This window comes from Ruegeria sp. CDSA193 (assembly GCF_059611885.1).
Window position 1 is genome coordinate 392,791 of the sequence record NZ_JBXWPN010000002.1, and the last position, 18,964, is coordinate 411,754.

An 18,964-nucleotide genomic window follows, 5' to 3' on the forward strand; every position below is an offset into this window, starting at 1 on the left:
ATGGAACGTTACCACCCTCTTCTTGTTACGCTGCATTGGCTTATGGCAATTCTCATAATCCTGACACTTTTGTCGGGAGGCATTGCCCCTCTGAGTTTCCATTTGACCAGCGGAATCTTGATCCTGGGGCTGATTATGCTTCGGCTTCTTGTCCGTTTCAAAACAGAGAAACCAAGCGCGCCGGAAAGTGGGTTGAATATACAAGTGCGACTGGCAAGCTGGATGCATACCGCCTTGTATATTCTTCTTGGCGCCGTCGTCGTATCGGGCACCGGGATCGCAGTCGAGTCAGATTTGATACACGTGGTTCAAGGCAACAAGATGCTACCCGCCGGGTTCACTGAGACAGTCCTGTACAGGGTTCATAGCCTTGCAACGGATCTGTTGATGGTCGCAGTCGTCGCTCATGCCTTCGCTGCCGCTTGGCATCAGTTCGTTCAAAAAGACAAGCTCTTTGCGCGGATGTGGTTCAAAAGGCCCAAGCGTGGCCGTGCACAGACATCCTGATACTTGATGAACGACATCGCGAAATTTGCGCACCAGTGCACCAAACTATTAAGTCAGACGCCAAAATCTGAGCTTTTAGTTCTTTAGTTAAATCCCGAGGCACACCGATGCTGTTTACGCTTATGAAGTTCACTCACTTGTTCGGAATCCTACTGGTCGCGGCCGGTTTGTTTTCGGTTTTTGTCCAAGACATTCTGTCCCGCAGAATTGCAACACAGGCTGGCTACAAGAACGCACTTGGGGCCATGGGCATTGCCTATAGCTTCCTCGCCCTGCCGGGGGCCCTGTTTGTCATCTCATCAGGCGGATGGCTGATTGCGAACTACTATGGCCCGGTTGAATTATTGGAAACACCATGGTTGGCGGGCATGGTTGGCCTGTTTTCGGTTTGGCTGTTTGTGGTTCACGTCAAAGTAAGATTTGACCTGCGTCGCTGTCGTAGAATGCTTGGCGAGGGACAAACGGTCAAAAAGCTCGAGGCACTTCGAAACAACAGTTTGTCCTTATTTTGTCTGGCTCTGGATTTACCAATACTTATTTTGATCTTGGTCCTGGGAAGCTTTCGGCCCGAAAGCTGGGCCCTGCTTTTGATCGGGATCGGCTTCGCGATCGAATTCGCGCTTATTCTGACAACCGTAGGTCCTTGGCTCTGTCGCCAAGCTAATCGTCAGGAAGCCACGGGTTTTTGACAGAGTGATGGACTTTAACGCGTTGGGACCGCTCAGCACTAAGCTATTGCCGGTTCCTCGCGCATCGCTTGGCTAGTAATGCCCCACGAATTTCAGAGGTAATGGTGGCCCTTTGGCCCGAAGAACCAGAAGTCATCGGGCCAAAAGATTGATGACAATACTGAGTATTAACCCACGCAGAAACCTGGGACGGTCATCTTGGTGAACAAGTGAGGACGCACGACTGCGCTCTCAGGGTATTGACCGATCCGGGCCTGGAATTCCGGGTTGGTAAACGCGTTGCGGAAAGACGCGACGTCCTCCCAGATTGCATAGTTCATATAAGTTCCGCTACCGGCCAGACCTTTGTGCATCTGAGTCGAAATGTAGCCAGGCTGCGCCTTCATAAAGCCGGCATCATGCGCCCACGCGGCAACCAGCGCTTCTTCGTCTTTCGGATCGATCGAGAATACGTTCACCAGAACAACTGGGCCTTCACTGCTGCCCAGTTGCTCGGCCAATGTGACGACCTCATCAAGTTCTACAAGTTTAGCCATGATTTTCTCCTAGTTGGTGGGTTTGCTAACTGTTGCGGGTCAAATCTGCGTCCTACCCGCCTGGATTCTGGTGCGCCTTTTTGCGCCCAAACGCCTATGACTAGGCATGCTTTGTGTTGACCAAATAACATAGTCAGCTATGATTTTATATATGATCTTTTTTGACATCATCAAATAGACCCTACGAACATCGTGCAAGCTTTGGCGCTATCTTGTCATTGTGCAAAGGTTCGGCTTCAGATCAGTTTCACCTTGTTTTGAATGAGTTAGCTGCGCACTTCACTTTCTTTATCATTTTTCCCACTTTACGGGAATTTCTTCATTGTTAAATATTCATTAATCCTATAAAGAGACAAAAGCAACAGGAGATGCCCTTAAGATGACAACTGCGCCAAATATGGACAAACAGCCAAAACTTGATCGCAGTGTTCACCTGAACTTTACTGGTGACTGGGGCCAAGCAAATTTTCACCGCATCTGCTCATGGCTGTGCCAGGAGGTCTGCGACCGCACCGAAAAAGGATCGCGCGTTGCAATTTGGAATCTGATTGCCGGTGCTGACTCTCCGATTGCTGTGTCTAACGGTGAGGTTGATCTCTGCATCGCCACGCCCGTCCAAATGTTGCCCGGCGCGCTGGCTGGGGAAGGGATCTTCGAAGGAAGCCCGCTTCCACGGCTGCGCACGCTTGCAATTCTTCCACAAACAGACCGCATGGTTTTCGCCATCGATCCAAAATATGGCGTCTCAACATTTGAAGAGCTGCGTGAGAAAAAACCACCAATCACACTCGCCACTTCGGAAGATGACGGTGTAAATCTGATCGGTTATACGGCCGCCCGTTATCTAGAGGCCCATGGCATCGACCGCGACACTCTGGAGTCCTGGGGTGGTAAATTGATTACGGATACCAGACCCGAACAATCGGTGTTCCGTATGCGTGATGGCGAAGTCGACGCCCTACTGCAGGAGGCATATATGACGCCTTGGTGGCGGGATGCTGTCGCAAACCGCTCTCTGGTGTTCTTACCAGCAGAAGATGCTGCCCTGACAAAGCTGGAGACCCAGTACGGCTGGCCCCGTGCCGTTGTGCCTGCTCATTTCTGGGAAGGTCAAACCGAAGATCTGCCCGCGTTGAATTTCTCTGATTTCGCCGTGCTTGTGCGTGATGATATGCCCGAAGATCTTGCGCATCTGTTGACCTGGTGTCTGATCGAAACTCGCGAGGTTATCGAACAACAATTCCGTCACATCCCATCACATCACAGCCCCCTCAGCTATCCGCTTGTGCCGGAACGCATGGCGGATTCCCCGATACCCTTACATCCCGGTGCTGCGCGCTATTACAAAGAAGCGGGCATCATCGAGTAGAACAACCCCATAACACCTACTCACTCACAAACCCCCCTCGCTCTACCACTCACACCCCCCCTCACTCACAGACCCCCTCGTTCTACCACTCACAACCCCCCTCGAACTTGTTCCCTTCAACATTCAACACGGAGCACGACATTATGGCTATTGATAGTAAGACAATCACTATTGCTGCAGCTGATGGCCAATCGTTTTCAGCCTATCGCAGCAGACCGTCATCGACCGACGCTATCGGTGGAATCGTTCTGATCCAGGAAATTTTCGGTGTAAACGACAATATCCGAGCAGCATCCGACTGGTTTGCCGAGCAAGGTTATGATGTCATCGCACCGGATATGTTCTGGCGGCAGGAGCGCGATATCGAACTGAACGCCGCACTGGAAGAAGATCGCGAAAAGGCGATGGGGTTTATGCAGGGGTTTGACCTCGAGGCAAGCCTTGGCGACATGGATGCCGCCGTTGCACTTCTTCGCGAGGATGCCAAGCTGCAAGGCAAGATCGGTGTTGTTGGCTATTGTCTGGGAGGGCGCGTTGCCTTCCGCATGGCGACGTCCAATGCTGCCGATGCCGTCGTTTGCTTTTATCCAGTGGCTATCAGTCAGGATCTTGGGAGCAGCACTGGTCCTCAGGCTCCGCTTTTGATCCATTTGGGTGCCGACGATCATCTTTGCCCGCCTGAAGCTCAGACCGCGATTACCGAACATGTCGAGCAGTCAAAAGACGGCTCTGTAACTGTACATGACGGTGTCGGCCACGCATTTGCACGTTTGGGCCGTTCTGGTCGTGCAGAAGAAGCTGCTATTGCCGCAGAATCGGCCACTCTGGAGTTCTTCAAAAAGCATCTGGGTGCATAAACCCAAGGCGAACCAAGCGGGTCACCTGCTCTTCAAACGTTATGAGAACCGGATTTCGTAAGCCCGGTTCTTATTGCATGCGCAAGCACCTACTCAGCTCGCTGAGCTTGCTGCGCAACGTCCGTAAACTCTAACTCGATGGGGAATGTAAATGAGCACGATGCCAAGGAAGATAATATCCTGGATTCCAAGACTAACTTTGCTGTTGTGTGGGCTCATCATGTGTCTCGCCGGTATTGCTGGCGTAATGGACCCTACCGTCATCAGTGGAACTGCAACTCTTGCTCCTGACGGGATCACCAGCATCCGCGTCGACTTCGGCGGCTTCCACTTGGGTTTGGGACTGTTCGCTCTTTACGGCGTATTCTTTCGGTCGTTTTTGAAGCCTGGGTTGGTGGCAGTTGCCACCACACTGACTCTTGTTGTCATTACCAGACTTACCGGGATCAATCTGGACGGGTCGAACGATGCCCAGCTCACAATCCTATCCAGAGAATTGGTTCCCTTCACCCTCTCGGTCGTGGGATTGCTATGCCTCGTAGTTTCATCCAGAGCGCATTCTGAAACCTGAAGCTCTTTTAGGGCAATCATCCGATTACAAAGACTGGCCCGCGGCCCCTACCTATCCAGTGAGAACAGGTAGGGGTCAAACGCGTCGCCTAAATTTATTCAGCTTTCATAGCTTCGATCGAAATCGAAATGTCGACTTTGTCGCTGACACCCGGCGCGTATTTGCCCAAACCAAATTCAGACCGTAGCACGGATGCTGTCGCATCGAACCCCACCCAATCCTTTTGCTCTTTGTCATGGAAACCCATTTTATTCATTCTTGCATCAAGAGTGACTGGATGTGTTGAGCCATTCATCGTCAGGTCGCCAGTTATCTTGGCCGTTGTCTCACCAGTGACTTCAATATGCGTTGACTTGAACTCGATCTGATCATTCTCAGTCGCAACAAAAAAATCTCCACCGACGGTAAAGTTCGCATCTCTCTGCTCGAGGCCGGTGAACATCGTTGACACCGGGAACCAGACCGCAACACTGGATCCTTCCGGGTTCTCTTTGTCAAAGTCGATCTCACCTTCAATACCTGAGAACATGCCGGTTGTTCTGGAGTAACCAAGATGATCGTAGCTAAATATAATTTGTGACCATTTCGGCGCCAGAAGGTATTTTTCCGAGTCAGCCACACTGGTGGATGCCAGAGCCGAGGCGGTTAAGGCCATTGCGGCAAACAACACCGAAAGCTTCATGAAATATCTCCTGATAGAAGCGTGAAATTCTAAGGACAAAAAGCCACTCGTAAGAAAGAGCTCACTTTGTCTCCGCTAGCGTCGTGCTGATTTCATTATCTTCCTGAGCGGCACGGAATCGTCACTAAAGATGGCTTCGTCACCGTGAAAATTCGGGTCGGCGATCATTCTCCGTAACAAAGGCATATCGCGGGCCTGATTGATCGTAACCGCACCTTGGATTTTGTTGTCGACAAGCTGAATCAGGGTCAGCCCATCATCCTCGCCCGCACGCTCAATACAATGCATCTCTGCGTCCAACTGCCCCAGAATTTGAATATTCAGATCGCCCTGATCAGACCAGAACCACGGAATTGTGGAGACTTCGGTCAGCTCGCCCACCACCGATTTACCGACCGCATCACCCTGTACATTGGCATTTTCCCAAGATTCCAGGCGCATGTGACGATCATATTCAGGGTTCATCTGGTTAACTGCATCACCTATGGCGAAAATTTCAGGATCAGAAGTTCTGCCAAAACTATCCGTCTTGATGCCGTTTTCGATAGTCAATCCAGCATCTTCGGCAAGCGATGTTTCGGGGTCTACCCCAATACCGACCAGGATCATATCGGTGGGAACAGACGTGCCGTTCGACAATACCAAGTTTTCGCCATCCATTGCCTGGGCCTGAACACCAAACAGAAAGCGCACGCCTTTGTCAGAGTGATAGGTCTGCACAAAGGTACTGACAGTGGGTGATCCAACTCGGGGCAACAGCGTTTCACCAGCTTCAACGATTGTGACAGTGCACCCAAGCTTTTGGGCCGTTGCCGCAACCTCAAGTCCGATGAACCCTCCACCAATGACGGTCAATCGTTTGCCTTTTGTCAGTTGATCCCGCAATTTGCTGCAGTCATCCATGCTGCGAAGATAGTGAACACAATCCTCTTCGGCACCGTCCAACGAGATACGCCTTAGCCGGCTACCGGTCGCGAGAATCAGTTTGTCATAAGCTATGTTTTCGCCATCTTCGAGAAGAACGGTTTTTGTCGCCCGATCAATTTTTGTCACCGACACTCCCAAGTGCAAACGAATATCCCGTTCCTTGGCCGTCGCATCATCAAAGACAAAAGGAAGCTTGGTTTCGTCATCCAGCAACATGGCTTTCGACAGAATCGGCCTTTCGTATGGTGCGCAAGGCTCCATTGAGATCAGAGAGATGTCGGCAGCTGGGTCTGATGCGCGCGCCGCCAGAGCCGCACGGCCACCCGCTTGTCCGCCACCCACAATCACGATTTTTTGTCGCTGTGACAATGCTCCACCCTTTCTTTCGTGAGTCGGGATTCGATGAACCCTTCCTGCGATATGGACTCCTGCCTGGCGAGTGCGAATATGTCAGGAAATGCGCGCTCAGACAGCATTCAATTTCAATCGCATATGGCACATTTTCTCGCATTTAACAATAAAATTAGATGTTCTATTTGACATTTTTCCCAACATATGCGATTTCTGGATGAAATTGGTGATCAAGTTGAACACCTATTAACGAACCATTGCTCAATGGGAGGAAATCCAAATGGCTAAACCAACACTTGAAGAAATGACTCAGGAAATGCGCAAGCGCGTCGGTGAAGACAGCGGCTTTGGGCACACTGTAAAATTCAACTTTGGCGACGAAGGCGTCATCTATATTGATGCCAAAAATGTCCCTCATATCGTTTCGAATGAAGACAATGACGCCGAAACAATCGTAAACATCAAATTTGGGGATTTCTGCAAGATTTCTGACGGCAGCAAAGACCCAACCGAAGCCTTTATGGCTGGCCGGATGACGATCGACGGAAACGTTGACGCAGGCTGGAAGCTCGGCTCGATCATCGGACCCGACCGGGCTTGAGTGGAAATTAGTTGAAACCCAACATGGGACATTAGCGAATGAGCACAGACAGCACCCAACTAACTATTGCGCCACCTGATCCGGATCGCCCGCCTATGGCGTCGAACGCATTCCATGCAGCTCGGACGGCAAATACAACACTTACAACTCCGTTCCCTTATGTGACGGACGAATGCCTTGTTCCTGGTATAGCCCTGTTCCAAGGCGACCTGGGGGATGATGGCATGGGCCATTTCCATCACACGAACTCGGTTGATGAGACCTTCCTTTGCCTGGCTTCCAAGGGCTCGGCGGTCAGAACTGGTACACTGATGGTTGGTCCACGTAGCCACCACGTTGGGTCATTCTTTGAGAACGAGAGAGACCCGGAAAACGTGATGCTGATGATCGTTGTTCAACGTCAATCAGCAGAAGGTGTACGTCAGCATGAAGGTCTGACCTTCCATTGCCACAAGTGCCAGAATGTTATGCTGGATCACGAATTCGACGTTGAGAATTACAACGAAATCCGCGGCCCTGTGCCTGGGTACTTTGCTCCGCTGGAAACGCTGCTCAAGAGCTATGAATTCGGCAAAGAGTACAACGATGACCCAGAAGTTCGGAAATGTTCCAAATGTGGGCACGAGCACAACCTGTTCCCGATGCACGTCTGGGGTTGGACGAGCTACCATACAAACTACGAAGCCAGTGAGCATTGCCGCGATTTGCTCATCGAAGCGACGTCCGCTTGAATTTAGCGAGGAGACAGAAAGATGCCACGTAGGCGATTTCATCAAACCTATCAACTCGCTCAGCAGATCGGCTGCTATGACGAGTATCCAGCAATCTCTGAAGGTGTCGACCCGCAGGTCAATATCAGCCGAAGCGACCGCATTCAGCCGTTCCATCTGATTTGTGAAAAAGACACAATGATCGTACTGATGTCGGGCGCAGCCAAGGTTGAATTCCGCGACAGCAGCGTGAATTACGTCAAAGGCACGCCGGGTGAAATGATCTATGTTCCGGCCCGTACCCCGCATCGCGTCGTACCTTCGGAAGAGACCATCCATTATCGTTACAAAGCAGAGCATGCCGGTTTGGAGGCTGTTGCTTGGTATTGCGAGAAATGCTCATCAGAAGTTGCGCGCGTAACTTGGGATACGGCCGAGGAACTCCCTCAGGAGGCGTATCTGCGTGCGACCAACGCCTTTAACAGTGACAAAGACATGCGCACATGCGGCGACTGCGGCACCGAACATCCGCCGGTGGATACTACCGGCAACAGATGGCAGGCAATAGTCGACGAGTTAACGGCTGAAACAGACGACGATGACGACTGGTAGGTTGTGCTGCGATTAATTACCATCGGCGATCAGCAAATAGGAGAAAAGCTATATGACAACTGCAGATAAACTTTTATCAGTCATGAAGCTTTTCACCATTGAAGAACCGGAATGGACAGTGGAAGAGGCGACCAAACGTCTTTCCCTGTCCAGCAGCTCGACTTACCGCTACTTCAACAGTCTGAGTGCTTTCGGTCTGGTCGAGGCCTTGAACCCCGGCGTTTACACTCTTGGTCCGGCGATTATCGAATTCGACAGAATGATAAGGCGTCAGGATCAATTAGTGAAAACGGCAACGCCGATCATGCGTAAGCTGGTCGATCTGACGGGCGACAATGGTTCCGCATTGCTGTGCCGAAAGTATCGCCATCAGGTCATGTGTGTTCACTCGGAAGGGTTTGTCGATCCGGAAAAATCCCTTTCCTATGAGAGGGGCCGACCTTTGGGGTTGTTTCTTGGCGCAGCATCCCGAGTTGTCCTTGCCTACATCCCTAGCAGAAACCTGAAAGCGATCTTTGCCGAACACGAGAAGGAAATCGAAGCTGCCGGTCTTGGGGCAACCTGGGAAGAGTTTCGTCGCAACTTGAAGCGTATCCGGTCCAACTCCATCGTAGTTGCGTATGGGCAGCTGGATCCAGGGAAGGTCGGAATTGCCGCACCTATATTCGCAGCAAACAAGTCTGTGATCGGCAGCATGACGCTTGTCTTGAACGAGCATGAAGTGAATTCGCAGATGGTCGAACGGCTATCAATTTATGTTCAGGCTGCAGCTCAGGAAGTAACCTTGGGTCTCTCAGCAGCCTTTATCGAAAAACAGTCCGGTTCGACCGGTTAAAAGAATGCAAAACCCAAATGAGGGGTGCTGCGAAAGGATAGAAATGAACGATCATCCAGTTGTTGTTCTGGTCGCGTCTATGAGCGGCGTTGCAGAAATGGTCGCGGATGAAGTGGCCGATAAGCTTGTTGAAACCGGGTACAAAGCCCGCGTTGTCCGCATGGAAAAAGCATCACAAAAAATGCTGGATGCACGCGATACCTATGTGATCTGCAGTTCGACATATGGCACTGGTGAAGTGCCGGACAACGGCAAAGAGTTTCACGAGTTCCTGACAAAAGATCGCCCCGATCTGTCGTCTGTGCGCTATGGCGTCATCGCTTTGGGAAGCATGGATTATCCACAGACATTCTGCGGTGGCGGCAAAGCCTTTGATGCAACCTTCGCTGAATTGGGTGCCAAGCGGCTGGTAGATCGCATGGAACATGATGCGAAATCCGGCGTCTATCCTGAAGAAGCCGCGCTGGACTGGATCGACGGTTGGGTCGCGGCACTATCCAAAGAAATGGCCTAAAAAACCGGGAACCTTGCACCTTGCGAGGTTCCCATACAACTTGTGAGGACGGCCTTCAGAAATCAGGTTTTGTCACGGCAGTTCCCGAAGCATTTCGCCAGGAAATGCAATGAATCTACGCCTCAAACATTTTGATACCGATACCTGCGTCAACAAGATTTCTGCGAATTTTGGTTCCCATAGCAACGGCACCAACAGTATCGCCATGCAAACACACCGTATCAACGCGACATGGAAGGCGTTTCCCGGTTTTGGTGATAACCGCCTGCTCTTTCAACATCATCATGATGCGCTCGGCGGCATAGTCGGCATCCTCCAAAACAGCGCCCGGTTGCCTGCGGTCTACCAAGGTTCCGTCATTTTCGTAAGCGCGGTCAGCGTAGACCTCGCCTACCCATGAGCAATCCAGTTCCTTCACTGCCTGCTCCATCGCAGTTGATGCAATCGCCATGAGTATGATTTCGGGCTGAACTTTCAACGCGGCCTCAAAGCAGGTTCTGGCAATATTGATGTCTTCCGACGCCATGTTTCCCAAGGCACCATGCAGCTTAAGGTGTCGAACTTTTCCACCCGACAGTAGCGCCATCGCCTGCGCCGCACCCAGCTGATATCCAATCATATTGGTCAGCTCATCCGAGGAAAAACTCATCCGACGGCGCCCGAATCCAGTCAGATCGGGAAAACCGGGATGTGCACCAATTCCGGTCCCTTTTTGGACCGCAATTTTCATGGTCTGGGCCATAATATTCTGATCTCCGGCGTGGAATCCGCAGGCGATGTTCGCAGATGAAACGATGTCCATCAGTGCAAGATCATCCCCCATTTTCCACGCACCAAAACCTTCGCCAAGATCCGAATTTAGATCAACCACATTAGTCATTATTGACAGGCCCTAATTCTTAGATGTCAGATTATTGAGTGTCTGAGGCAGCCACGCGGTTTCTCGAACCCACAATGAAGAAAGCAAGCACAGACAAGCCCACAATATCTGTCCAGATCGCGGAGGGAAACAAATCTGAAGGCAACAGACACAGCACCCCACAAAGCGTCAAAGTTAAGCGACCGATGAACCCCCTGACATGTTGGAAAAACCCAACGAAGCCAGCAGTTACCATGTAAATACCAACCAATGCTGTTGCTATTGACCAAAGTGCCTTCAGCAGATTGCCTTCCAAAATCAATCCGGGTGCAAACAGAAAAAGAAACGGGACCAAATAAGCCGGCCAAGCCAGCTTCATTGCCTCTTTGCTTGTCTCCCATGCTGATGACCCCGCGATATTCGCTGCGGCAAATGACGCCAGTGCAACAGGCGGAGTGATCATCGACATCAGCCCGAAATAGAACACGAAAAGATGTGCTGCCATCACTGGGACACCGAATTCGATCAAAGCCGGGGCGACCATTGTCGCCAACAGAATGTAGACCCCAACAGTTGGCATCCCCATCCCCAAAACAATGGAAATCAACGCCGTGATCAAGGCGAGCACCAGCAGACTGCCACCGCTTGCGGTGATTATGTGCAGTGTCAAATTAAAGGCGAGGCCGGTGATATTCAGAATACCAATGATCAGTCCAGCAGCTGCACAGACAACAACCAGCCCGATAGCCGATTGGCCCGCAGACGCTATGGCCTGCCAAATCTGAATTGGCCTGATACGACGGCCTTTGTAGCCAAATATCAAGCTGCCGACCAATAACACCACAATCGAAATGACCGCAGAACGCTCCGGTCTCATGTTCAGGGCGAACAGCGTATAGATCAGCACAACGAACGGTAAAATGAAGTGCCAACCCTGTTTGAATGCCTCGCGGCCGCTCGGGATATCAGCTTCTTCAACCTGTGCCACCCCTCGCCTGGCCGCTGTCAGATCAACATTGATGAAGATAGCGCTGTAGTAGAGCAGAGCAGATGGCAAAGCCGCCAACATCACGGTCGAATAATCCACACCAGTAAAGTCGGCCATGATAAAGGCCGCTGCCCCCATCACAGGCGGCACCAGTTGCCCACCCGTAGACGCGACCGCCTCAACCGCACCAGCATATCTTCCATTAAAACCAGCTTTTTTCATCATCGGGATCGTAACCACGCCAGTGCCGACGACATTTCCAACCGCTGATCCTGAAATAGATCCGAACAAAGCCGACGCCGAGACAGCTACTTTTGCTGGCCCACCCCTGAAACGACCCATCCCGGATAGAGCCAGGTCATTGAAAAAATCCGCGGCTCCACAGGCCGTCAGAAACTGACCGAACAACAGGTAGGGAACGACAATTACGACGGCAACTTTCAATGCTGCGCCAAGAATGCCGTTTGCATCCAGGCTCAGATAGATGACAAGTTCGTCCCAATAAGTAGGGCGGCTCTGGAGATCACCGGGGAGAAGATGCCCCCAGAGCCCGTAGGCTATGAAGACTAGCACTACGATTAGAATTCCGGTGCCCGCAGAACGCCGCAACAACAAAAGCAACCCACCCAGCAGAACGCAGCTGATCGCAACCAGCAAAGGGGGCACAAACGGAGCGTCCATCGAAAGCCGGACATAGTTCACCGCAACGTAGCCACCGGTAACAAGTGTGACCGCGGCCCACAGGACAGCAATTCTACGGGTGATCGGCCTGTCCGCGGTTTTCGCAAAACTTAAAATTCCAGAGGCGAGTGCGAGCGCGAAAGACGCGACCAATAATTGCGCATCATAGACGGACACCCCGACATAGCGATGCAGATTGGCAGCATAGATGACCGAGAGGGCCACGATCAGCCCACTCAGCACCTGATTGGCTTGCTCCAAACGAGCGGTTTTGGATGTTCCAACCATGATTTATGTCAGCAGAAGTTACTGCGACAAACCTGCTTTCTGATAATAGGTGGCCGCTGCCGGATGGTAGACGAGATCCCCCATATCAGGCGCCATTTTTTCCGGGTCGAACCGCGCGAAAGTTTTAAAGATACTCCGCACTTTTTCCGGATTCTGGTGAATGTATTCGACGATCGGGGCGATCGTTTCATCCGAAACATGCGCGCCTGCCAAAAGCACATAATCATAGAACATCATGTTCGTATCGACATCCACACCAGGGGCCGATCCTGCGGCTACAGTGTCAATATATGCGGTCGGAACGAATTCGCGCACTCCGGCGAGTGCCTCGGGTGTATTCTCCAGACCCAACCAACGGACTCCTATCGCGGCGTCCGCTTCGCGTGTCTTGCCCCCAGCAAGGGCAAAGAACGCAACTTCGGCGGTGCCGGAAATCAAGTCGTCGACGCCGTTTGGCACCGACGGTACATTGTCGAGCTGCATCTCATCGATGTTTAAACCGCCGCCTGCAAGAATGGCGTCGACCTGTGGCCGAAGCGTCGGTTGTGCGGTGTATCCATAGGTGATCGTTTTGCCTTTGGCGTCTGAGACCATGGCCATGTCGGTGTCTTTGTTGACCATGAAACCATAGGCGGACCCACCCATGGCTGCAACGATGCGCAAATTACCTAGCTGTCGCCCTTCGAAGGCACCTGTACCACCCGCGGCGGCAGAAAAGTCAGGGCTAGGAGCAAGCAGCAAATCCAAGCGGGCATTATCGACCAGAGGCATTGTTTGGCCTGATCCCCCAAACGATTGCACTCGAATATCGTACCCAAGCTCATCGGCCAGAAGTTTTGCGAATCCAGCATTGGCCGCATAATTCTGTGATCCCTGTTTACTGGCTCCGATCCCCAAGCTTTGTGCGCTGGCAACTGTGCCAAGCGTCGCAATACCCAAGGCAAGAATTGCCATCCGGTTGATCTTACTGAACATAAAAATCCCTCCCTGTCAGGGTTGGCTCTTGGCTCATGCGGCAAAAGACGAGTGTTTTTAGGCTCTTAAAGTTTGCCAATGGTTTTGGGCGAGCAAAGCCAACCTCTATGGTGGGGATGATTTTTAGCAGAATTTCTATATAACAATAATACAATACACGGCATATTACATATCATATAAAGTATACTTATCTATTCAATTCGCTCAGCCAAGGCTGGAGCACGCCTGCCACGCGCCCCTTTCAACTTGATGCACAGGAGGTTGCGCACCGACCCAGGCAAGTCGATGGCTGGTCAAACAACCAGCCTTCTCATTAGGTTACACTGCGGGCTGCGAAAGCCCCAGAAGTGACCGCGCTTCTGTCCAGGTTGCCACCGGGCGGCCGTGATTTTGACAAATCTCTGCAGTTCGGGCCACCAAAGCGGCATTTGATGGGGCAAGTGTGTTTCGATCAAGTCGGACATTGTCCTCAAGCCCGGTTCTTGCATGACCGCCGGCCGCAATCGACCATTCGTTCAGTTCAAGCTGATGCCTTCCAATCCCGGCGGCACACCATTCCGCGTCCGGGGCAAGCCTTTGCATTGTTTTCACATAGTAATTGAAGACATTCTTGTCGGCCGGCATTGAGTTTTTCACACCCATCACGAACTGCACGTAAAGCTTGCCCGGAAGCTTACCTGCGTTACTCATGGCGACAGCCTGGTGAATATGGCTCAGATCGAACGCCTCGATCTCTGCGGTAATTTCGTATTTCGTCATTTCCGCAGCCAGCCAATCGACCAGATCGGGTGGATTGTCGTAGGTCCGAGTTGGAAAGTTTGTCGATCCAACGGACAAAGAGGCCATATCAGGACGCAACGGCAAACTGCCCCCGCGTTCATGTCCTGCGCCCGATCGTCCTCCGGTCGAGAACTGAACAATCATACCCGGGCAATGTTTGTTCAAACCTTCAAACAACCGGCCGAATTTATCGGGATCCGAGGTAGGCGAGCCATCGTCATTGCGAACATGACAATGTGCGATCGTCGCCCCGGCTTCGAATGCAGCTTGTGTGCTTTCTATTTGCTCGGAGACCGTGATAGGCACCGCCGGGTTGTCTGATTTTTGGGGCAAAGATCCTGTAATTGCCACACAAATAATACAAGGCTTTTGCGTCATTGGCTTAGGACTCCACCTTTTCTGGCACCATCACAAAGTCAAAAGGAGAACGCCAAACTGTATCACCGTCCTTATTTTCAACAAATGGTGCAACCAGCGTCGCCTTTACGCCAAAAACCGCATCAGACTTGAGGTATTCATCTTCGCCAACAAAGGTATGCGTCACGATTTTCTCATGGCCAGGCGCCGTCACCATGTAATGCATATGCGCAGGGCGGAAGGGGTGGCGATCGAGCTTGATCAGAAGTTTTCCAACCGGCCCATCATGGGGGATCGGATATGACACCGGCTTAATCCCCTTGAAGTGGTAGCACCCATCCGGGCCAGTCGTGAAGACACCCCGATTGTTCCACTTGGGCTGAATACCGGGTTGCTGAACGTCGTAGAAACCATCTTCGTTGTCGCACCAGACATCGATACGCGCACCTTCGATCGGGTTTCCTTCAAGGTCCAAGACCCGCCCCTCAAACAGGCAAGACTGTCCCTTGCCGTCCAATGAGATGTCGGCACCCATTTCGTATTCAGGGGCGTTTTCGACATGGAATGGGCCAAACACCGTGTTCTCGGTTGCGCCTTTCGGGCGTCGGTTATTGATTGCGTCTGTCAGCATCGAGAAACCCATGACATCGCTCAACAAGATAAATTCCTGCCGGTTTTCGTCACAGATTTGACCGGTTGCCGTAAGGAAATCGATTGCGATATCCCACTCGTCCTGACGCAATTCGACGTCCTTGGCAAAAGCATGCAAATGCTTGATCAATGCACCCCAAATCTGTGCCAGACGGGCATCGGCATTTGAACCATTGCGCCCAAGCACGGCCTCAACAGATGACTCTTCAGAGAAATAGTCGATTTTGGAAAGATCAACCAAATTTGACATGGGTATACCTCTATATTTGTGTGTGTCAGCGCGCTTGGTTTTCTTCCGGGGGCAGCTGTCGCAGAGACAAAAGCTCAATCCCGGTTTTTTCAGTGAACAGCCCCCACAATCCGCGCCGAGCGAACAGCATCACGGCAATCCCGAGACAGCCCAGAACGATCAGATAGACCGTGCCATAATCAGCAAGGGCCCGTTGCAAGAAATAGAACACGATCACACCGATGATCGGTCCCGGCAGTGTTCCGATTCCACCAATCACGGTTATAAAGATCACGAAAGCGGTCCAATCCACCACGGAGAATGCCGCCTCGGGTGTAACCCGTGTAATCTGAATGAACAGAAGTGCACCGCAAAGACCGGTACCAAAAGCCGTCAGCATGAACACCCAAGCTTTCAGACGCGTAGGATTTACACCGACTGACCGGGCAGCCTCTTCGTTGTCGCGCAGCGATTGCAGGCCCAGGCCCATTCGTGACTTTAGGAAAAGATACGCCGCAATAAGGGTTGCAAGGGCCAGGGTCAGTGCTAGCCAATAGGTCAAAGCGTCAGATGCGGCGGATGAACTACCACCCAACCAACTTTTGATCTCAGGCACGCCAAACATGGTTTTTGTGGTGCCTTTCGGCAATGAGGTGCCGGTACCGCCGCCAAGTGCTTTCCATTGGGCAAAGCAAAGGCGCGTTATCTCTGCGATGACCCATGTTCCGATGGCAAAATAGGCCCCGGCCAACCGGAATGAAAAGAAGGCCATTGGAATTGCCAGGATCATGGCAGTGATACCTCCAACGGCGATGCCAATCAGAGGATCCAGACCCAGCAGGATAACGCAGGCGAACATGGCATATGCACCAACGCCGACAAAAGCCTGCTGGCCCACGGATACCAACCCGGCAAATCCTGCAAGCAGATTCCAATTCTGCGCCAGGATCAAAAGCGTCAGCACGCCAAACAGATCTTGCACCAAGGCCCGGGAGCCAATGACAGGCACGAGAAACAAAAGTACGATGCCAGCAAGGCCAAAAAGCTGAAGCAAGCGGGTCATATTCTTTTGATCAGACACTGCGGGTACCTCAGTCTTTGGAACGTGGGAAAAGTCCGCGGGGGCGAACGAGAAGGACAGCGACAAATGCGATATGTCCCGACAGAATTTGCCATTCGGGGTTGATGGAAGCGCCCAAAGCCTGAGCGACACCGATAATCACCCCACCAGCCAAAGTGCCCCAAAGCGAGCCAAGCCCACCAATGATCACCGCCTCAAATGCGTAAAGAAGGCGTGCGGGGCCAATGCTGGGATCGAAATTGGCGCGAATGCCAAGATACAAGGCTGCAATCGTGGCAACTACCATCGCAATACCTGTAGCGACTGCAAAGACGTTATTGGGGCGGATCCCCATCAGACCCACGGTCTCGCGGTCGTCCGAAGTGGCTCGGAATGCACGCCCAAGCTTGGTTCTGTAGAAGATCTGGTTCAGCGCAAAGATAACCACAACAGCGGATACAAAGGTCAGCAAAGGCATCACCCCAACGGTAACCGGCCCCAGCGCCAAAGACTGTGCCTCGATGGGCCCGGCTGTCAGTTTCTGACTATCCGCTGTGAATATTTCCAGCAAACCATTCTGAATCACCACAGACAGGCCGAAAGTCACCAGCAAGGGCGGCAGGATATCGTCCCCCAGCACACGGTTCAGCAAATAGGTTTGCAGCCCCCACCCCACAGCAAACATGATAGGAAACGCGAGGATCACGGCAACAAACGGGCCGAGATTCAGAGCCGTGCCGATGGACAAAATGACAAATGCTGCCAGTACAATCAGATCACCATGTGCCAAGTTGACAAGGCGCATAACGCCAAACACCAGGCTAAGCCCGGCAGCGAACAGAGCATATAGGCCACCAAGCAAAATGCCCTGAATGAGTGTGTCGACTAAGATCATGCGCTTACCCCGAAATACGCGTTGTGAATCTCTTCTCGCGACAACTCGTCGGGCGTGCCCTGTAACGTCACGCGACCTTCCATCATGCAAAACACCCGGTCTGCAACTTTCATCGCTTGCCCAATATCTTGCTCAACGACGACAACAGAGGCTCCGCGCTCTTTGATCGTCGGGAACGAAGCATAGATTTCTTTGATGACAACAGGTGCAAGCCCAAGGCTGAGTTCGTCACAGAGCAAAAGATCCGGGTTTGACATCAACGCCCGACCAATCGCTACCATTTGCTGCTGACCACCGGATAATGCGGTACCCGGATGATCCCGGCGGTCCTTCAGTGCAGGAACGACTTCGTAAACACTCTTAAGGTTCCAGACCCCATTTCCGGTTCTGGTATGTGCCCCGATCAGAAGGTTTTCTTCCACCGTGAGAGAGGGAAACAACCGTCGCCCTTCCGGGACCATGGAAATCCCCCGCTCCAGCACCTCTGGTGCAGAGAGGTCACCAATGCTCTCACCCCGAAGTTTGATTGCGTCCGGTTTGTTCTTCAATAGACCCGTGATGGCACGCATCAGTGTGGATTTTCCTGCACCGTTCGCACCGATGATGGCAATCGTTTCGCCCTGCTTGATGTCGATATCGACACCAAACAGGGCCTGGAAATCACCGTAGTGAGCCGTAAGTCCGTGAGTGGATAATAGTGGCTCAGTCATACTTCAATCCCCAGATAGATTTCTCGGACCGCAGGGGCGTTCATGACCTCGTCAACCCCTCCGACCATGAGATTCTTACCGAAATTCAACACCATAAGACGATCAACAACCGAGTTGAGAGCATGCAACACATGTTCAATCCAGATGATCGACGTACCCTGACTGTGGATGTTCTTGATCGTCTTGATCAGATCGACACACTCACCGTCGGTTAGACCTCCGGCAATTTCATCCAACAAGATCAGCTTTGGCGAGGTCGCCCTAGCCCGCGCCAATTCCAGGCGCTTGCGCTGCAACAGTGATAGACCACCCGCCAGATCGCGTGCGCATGATTCAAGGCCGGTTTCAGACAAAATGGACATGCAAAATGTCCCTGCCTCGTATCCCCGATGTTCTCCTCCGAACTGGGCGGCAACCATCAGGTTTTCGTAGACACTTAAATGCGCAAAAGGTTGTGGAATTTGGAACGACCGACCGACCCCGGCATGAACTCTTTCCATGGGTGTCCGCTGAGTAACGTCAACACCCTCAAAAAAGACCTGCCCTTCATCCGGTTTGATGTTCCCGGCAATCAGATTGAACAGGGTCGACTTCCCTGCCCCATTGGGCCCGATAATTCCCAGAGCCTCCCCTGCCTGAACGTCCAGAGACACATCGTCCGTAACCTTCAAAGCCCCAAACGATTTGGATACTGATTTGAGTGTCAGGATAGACATTCGAATCTCCGAAC

At 52.0% G+C, this 18,964-nt stretch carries 22 protein-coding genes; 10 read left to right on the forward strand and 12 right to left on the reverse strand.

The features are described from left to right. Both AC2FLG_RS04810 and AC2FLG_RS04815 read left to right on the forward strand, forming a co-directional pair. A complete protein-coding gene (locus AC2FLG_RS04810) occupies positions 1-507 on the forward strand; it encodes a cytochrome b (protein WP_496705216.1) in 507 nt (168 codons plus the stop codon). Positions 508-614: 107 nt separating this feature from the next. Then, positions 615-1,196 carry a DUF2269 family protein gene (locus AC2FLG_RS04815; RefSeq protein WP_496705218.1) on the forward strand — a complete coding sequence of 194 codons (582 nt, stop codon included), beginning with the start codon at positions 615-617 and terminating at the stop codon, positions 1,194-1,196. A gap of 167 nt (positions 1,197-1,363) precedes the next feature. On the opposite strand, the gene AC2FLG_RS04820 is transcribed toward AC2FLG_RS04815, so the two are convergent. After that, a complete protein-coding gene (locus tag AC2FLG_RS04820) occupies positions 1,364-1,732 on the reverse strand; it encodes an antibiotic biosynthesis monooxygenase family protein (RefSeq protein ID WP_496701997.1) in 369 nt (122 codons plus the stop codon). Positions 1,733-2,111: 379 nt separating this feature from the next. Between AC2FLG_RS04820 and AC2FLG_RS04825 the strand changes: the two genes are divergently transcribed. The 3 genes from AC2FLG_RS04825 (at position 2,112) to AC2FLG_RS04835 (ending at position 4,529) form a co-directional block, all read left to right on the forward strand. Beyond that, entirely contained in the window at positions 2,112-3,101 is a 990-nt protein-coding gene (locus tag AC2FLG_RS04825; protein ID WP_496705220.1) for a TAXI family TRAP transporter solute-binding subunit, read from the forward strand. 143 nt (positions 3,102-3,244) lie between these two features. Continuing rightward, entirely contained in the window at positions 3,245-3,958 is a 714-nt protein-coding gene (locus tag AC2FLG_RS04830; protein WP_496705222.1) for a dienelactone hydrolase family protein, read from the forward strand. Positions 3,959-4,109: 151 nt separating this feature from the next. Continuing rightward, positions 4,110-4,529: a DUF4345 family protein gene (locus AC2FLG_RS04835; RefSeq protein ID WP_496705223.1), complete on the forward strand. Its 420-nt coding sequence runs from the start codon at positions 4,110-4,112 to the stop codon at positions 4,527-4,529. A gap of 94 nt (positions 4,530-4,623) precedes the next feature. On the opposite strand, the gene AC2FLG_RS04840 is transcribed toward AC2FLG_RS04835, so the two are convergent. After that, positions 4,624-5,211 carry a YceI family protein gene (locus AC2FLG_RS04840; protein WP_496705225.1) on the reverse strand — a complete coding sequence of 196 codons (588 nt, stop codon included), beginning with the start codon at positions 5,209-5,211 and terminating at the stop codon, positions 4,624-4,626. Positions 5,212-5,286: 75 nt separating this feature from the next. Then, positions 5,287-6,507 (reverse strand): NAD(P)/FAD-dependent oxidoreductase, encoded by a 1,221-nt coding sequence (locus AC2FLG_RS04845; protein WP_496705226.1) that lies wholly within the window; start codon positions 6,505-6,507, stop codon positions 5,287-5,289. Positions 6,508-6,769: 262 nt separating this feature from the next. On the opposite strand from AC2FLG_RS04845, the gene AC2FLG_RS04850 reads away from it, so the two are divergent. The 5 genes from AC2FLG_RS04850 to AC2FLG_RS04870 are packed head-to-tail and all read left to right on the forward strand — an operon-like array spanning position 6,770 to position 9,761. After that, a complete protein-coding gene (locus AC2FLG_RS04850) occupies positions 6,770-7,090 on the forward strand; it encodes an SCP2 sterol-binding domain-containing protein (RefSeq protein ID WP_496702006.1) in 321 nt (106 codons plus the stop codon). 38 nt (positions 7,091-7,128) lie between these two features. Next, positions 7,129-7,821 carry a cupin domain-containing protein gene (locus AC2FLG_RS04855; RefSeq protein WP_496705227.1) on the forward strand — a complete coding sequence of 231 codons (693 nt, stop codon included), beginning with the start codon at positions 7,129-7,131 and terminating at the stop codon, positions 7,819-7,821. Positions 7,822-7,842: 21 nt separating this feature from the next. Beyond that, entirely contained in the window at positions 7,843-8,412 is a 570-nt protein-coding gene (locus tag AC2FLG_RS04860) for a cupin domain-containing protein (RefSeq protein ID WP_496702010.1), read from the forward strand. Between the two features lie 52 nt (positions 8,413-8,464). Further along, complete coding sequence (locus AC2FLG_RS04865; RefSeq protein ID WP_496703070.1) at positions 8,465-9,247, forward strand: IclR family transcriptional regulator; 783 nt, start codon at positions 8,465-8,467, stop codon at positions 9,245-9,247. Between the two features lie 43 nt (positions 9,248-9,290). Beyond that, positions 9,291-9,761, forward strand: a complete 471-nt coding sequence (locus AC2FLG_RS04870; RefSeq protein WP_496702014.1) for a flavodoxin domain-containing protein — start codon at positions 9,291-9,293, stop codon at positions 9,759-9,761. A gap of 115 nt (positions 9,762-9,876) precedes the next feature. On the opposite strand, the gene AC2FLG_RS04875 is transcribed toward AC2FLG_RS04870, so the two are convergent. The 9 genes from AC2FLG_RS04875 to AC2FLG_RS04915 form a co-directional block, all read right to left on the reverse strand. Beyond that, positions 9,877-10,641: a LamB/YcsF family protein gene (locus AC2FLG_RS04875; protein WP_496703067.1), complete on the reverse strand. Its 765-nt coding sequence runs from the start codon at positions 10,639-10,641 to the stop codon at positions 9,877-9,879. A gap of 31 nt (positions 10,642-10,672) precedes the next feature. Continuing rightward, positions 10,673-12,577 (reverse strand): TRAP transporter permease, encoded by a 1,905-nt coding sequence (locus AC2FLG_RS04880; RefSeq protein ID WP_496705228.1) that lies wholly within the window; start codon positions 12,575-12,577, stop codon positions 10,673-10,675. A gap of 18 nt (positions 12,578-12,595) precedes the next feature. Next, entirely contained in the window at positions 12,596-13,552 is a 957-nt protein-coding gene (locus tag AC2FLG_RS04885) for a TAXI family TRAP transporter solute-binding subunit (protein WP_496705230.1), read from the reverse strand. A gap of 318 nt (positions 13,553-13,870) precedes the next feature. Beyond that, positions 13,871-14,710, reverse strand: coding sequence for a 3-oxoadipate:acetyl-CoA acetyltransferase (locus AC2FLG_RS04890; protein ID WP_496705232.1), 840 nt, complete (start codon positions 14,708-14,710; stop codon positions 13,871-13,873). A 4-nt stretch (positions 14,711-14,714) separates the two neighbouring features. Further along, complete coding sequence (locus AC2FLG_RS04895; RefSeq protein WP_496705234.1) at positions 14,715-15,590, reverse strand: dioxygenase family protein; 876 nt, start codon at positions 15,588-15,590, stop codon at positions 14,715-14,717. Between the two features lie 25 nt (positions 15,591-15,615). Then, positions 15,616-16,632, reverse strand: coding sequence for a branched-chain amino acid ABC transporter permease (locus tag AC2FLG_RS04900; RefSeq protein ID WP_496702026.1), 1,017 nt, complete (start codon positions 16,630-16,632; stop codon positions 15,616-15,618). Between the two features lie 28 nt (positions 16,633-16,660). Beyond that, positions 16,661-17,524 carry a branched-chain amino acid ABC transporter permease gene (locus AC2FLG_RS04905; RefSeq protein WP_496703055.1) on the reverse strand — a complete coding sequence of 288 codons (864 nt, stop codon included), beginning with the start codon at positions 17,522-17,524 and terminating at the stop codon, positions 16,661-16,663. Next, complete coding sequence (locus AC2FLG_RS04910; RefSeq protein WP_496705236.1) at positions 17,521-18,234, reverse strand: ABC transporter ATP-binding protein; 714 nt, start codon at positions 18,232-18,234, stop codon at positions 17,521-17,523. Before AC2FLG_RS04910 ends, AC2FLG_RS04905 begins: the two co-directional genes overlap by 4 nt. Further along, entirely contained in the window at positions 18,231-18,950 is a 720-nt protein-coding gene (locus AC2FLG_RS04915) for an ABC transporter ATP-binding protein (protein ID WP_496705237.1), read from the reverse strand. The genes AC2FLG_RS04910 and AC2FLG_RS04915 overlap by 4 nt, the downstream gene beginning before the upstream one ends. Positions 18,951-18,964: the final 14 nt, after the last annotated feature.

Excerpts from the sequence above, each read along its gene's own strand:
- AC2FLG_RS04810 (WP_496705216.1), top strand. The coding sequence starts at position 1 with ATGGAACGTTACCACCCTCTTCTTGTTACGCTGCATTGGCTTATGGCA.
- AC2FLG_RS04815 (WP_496705218.1), top strand. The coding sequence starts at position 615 with ATGCTGTTTACGCTTATGAAGTTCACTCACTTGTTCGGAATCCTACTG.
- AC2FLG_RS04820 (WP_496701997.1), bottom strand. The coding sequence starts at position 1,732 with ATGGCTAAACTTGTAGAACTTGATGAGGTCGTCACATTGGCCGAGCAA.
- AC2FLG_RS04825 (WP_496705220.1), top strand. The coding sequence starts at position 2,112 with ATGACAACTGCGCCAAATATGGACAAACAGCCAAAACTTGATCGCAGT.
- AC2FLG_RS04830 (WP_496705222.1), top strand. The coding sequence starts at position 3,245 with ATGGCTATTGATAGTAAGACAATCACTATTGCTGCAGCTGATGGCCAA.
- AC2FLG_RS04835 (WP_496705223.1), top strand. The coding sequence starts at position 4,110 with ATGAGCACGATGCCAAGGAAGATAATATCCTGGATTCCAAGACTAACT.
- AC2FLG_RS04840 (WP_496705225.1), bottom strand. The coding sequence starts at position 5,211 with ATGAAGCTTTCGGTGTTGTTTGCCGCAATGGCCTTAACCGCCTCGGCT.
- AC2FLG_RS04850 (WP_496702006.1), top strand. The coding sequence starts at position 6,770 with ATGGCTAAACCAACACTTGAAGAAATGACTCAGGAAATGCGCAAGCGC.
- AC2FLG_RS04855 (WP_496705227.1), top strand. The coding sequence starts at position 7,129 with ATGAGCACAGACAGCACCCAACTAACTATTGCGCCACCTGATCCGGAT.
- AC2FLG_RS04860 (WP_496702010.1), top strand. The coding sequence starts at position 7,843 with ATGCCACGTAGGCGATTTCATCAAACCTATCAACTCGCTCAGCAGATC.
- AC2FLG_RS04865 (WP_496703070.1), top strand. The coding sequence starts at position 8,465 with ATGACAACTGCAGATAAACTTTTATCAGTCATGAAGCTTTTCACCATT.
- AC2FLG_RS04870 (WP_496702014.1), top strand. The coding sequence starts at position 9,291 with ATGAACGATCATCCAGTTGTTGTTCTGGTCGCGTCTATGAGCGGCGTT.
- AC2FLG_RS04875 (WP_496703067.1), bottom strand. The coding sequence starts at position 10,641 with ATGACTAATGTGGTTGATCTAAATTCGGATCTTGGCGAAGGTTTTGGT.
- AC2FLG_RS04880 (WP_496705228.1), bottom strand. The coding sequence starts at position 12,577 with ATGGTTGGAACATCCAAAACCGCTCGTTTGGAGCAAGCCAATCAGGTG.
- AC2FLG_RS04885 (WP_496705230.1), bottom strand. The coding sequence starts at position 13,552 with ATGTTCAGTAAGATCAACCGGATGGCAATTCTTGCCTTGGGTATTGCG.
- AC2FLG_RS04890 (WP_496705232.1), bottom strand. The coding sequence starts at position 14,710 with ATGACGCAAAAGCCTTGTATTATTTGTGTGGCAATTACAGGATCTTTG.
- AC2FLG_RS04895 (WP_496705234.1), bottom strand. The coding sequence starts at position 15,590 with ATGTCAAATTTGGTTGATCTTTCCAAAATCGACTATTTCTCTGAAGAG.
- AC2FLG_RS04900 (WP_496702026.1), bottom strand. The coding sequence starts at position 16,632 with ATGACCCGCTTGCTTCAGCTTTTTGGCCTTGCTGGCATCGTACTTTTG.
- AC2FLG_RS04905 (WP_496703055.1), bottom strand. The coding sequence starts at position 17,524 with ATGATCTTAGTCGACACACTCATTCAGGGCATTTTGCTTGGTGGCCTA.
- AC2FLG_RS04910 (WP_496705236.1), bottom strand. The coding sequence starts at position 18,234 with ATGACTGAGCCACTATTATCCACTCACGGACTTACGGCTCACTACGGT.
- AC2FLG_RS04915 (WP_496705237.1), bottom strand. The coding sequence starts at position 18,950 with ATGTCTATCCTGACACTCAAATCAGTATCCAAATCGTTTGGGGCTTTG.